Here is a 1,047-nt window from a genome sequence, read left to right as displayed (position 1 = left end):
CATCACCCCCCTCCTCCGCCCCCACACCGACGAAACCCACCACCTCCTCACCGCCCTCGCCACCACCTGGACCACCGGCACACCCCTCACCCACAGCACCACCCACACCAACCACACCCCCCTCCCCACCTACCCCTTCCAACACCAACACCTCTGGCTGGAAAGCGAGTTGCCGAAGGGCACGCCGTCGGCGCTGGGTCTGGCCCCGACCGACCACCTCTTCCTCAAAACCGCCACCACCCACCCCGACGGCACCACCACCTACACCGGCACCCTCAACCTCACCACCCACCCCTGGCTCACCGACCACACCATCCACGACACCGTCCTCCTCCCCGCCACCGCCCTCCTCGACCTCACCCTCCACGCCGCCCACGACCTCCACCACCCCCACATCGAAGAACTCACCCTCCACACCCCCACCCCCCTCACCACCACCCCCACCCAACTCCACCTCACCGCCACCCCACCCCACGACCACACCCGCACCCTCACCATCCACACCCGACCCCACACCACCAACCCCCACACCCCCTGGACCCACACCGCCACCGCCACCCTCACCACCACCGGCCCCGACACCGACCTCCCCACCGACAACACCTGGCCCCCCACCCACACCACCCCCATCCCCCTCACCCACCTCTACGACGACCTCACCACCCACGGCTACACCTACGGCCCCACCTTCCAAGGCCTCACCCACGCCTGGAAGAACCACACCACCCTCCACGCCACCACCACCCTCCCCACCACCCAAACCCCCACCCACACCACCATCCACCCCGCCCTCCTCGACGCCGCCCTCCACCCCCTCCTCACCACCACCGACCACACCACCCTCCACCTCCCCACCACCTTCACCCACACCACCCTCCACACCACCCACGCCACCACCCTCCACACCACCCTCACCCCCCACCCCACCAACCCCAACACCCACACCCTCACCGCCACCGACCCCCACGGCACCCCCGTCATCACCACCACCCTCACCACCACACCCACCACCCCCACCCACCTCACCCACACCCTCAACACCCTCAA

1 protein-coding gene is annotated in these 1,047 nt (G+C 69.3%); it reads left to right on the top strand.

Features of this window, described 5'->3' with window-relative positions; genetic code table 11:
* The coding region (locus AB0N04_RS38585) for a polyketide synthase dehydratase domain-containing protein (protein ID WP_363365780.1) at nt 1-1,047 on the top strand (1,047 nt) is incomplete at both ends.

Source organism: Kitasatospora sp. NPDC051702, assembly GCF_040681575.1.
Lineage (GTDB): Bacteria > Actinomycetota > Actinomycetes > Streptomycetales > Streptomycetaceae > Kitasatospora.
Note: the sequence above shows the minus strand (reverse complement) of the source record. Positions and strands in the feature narration are given on the sequence as shown.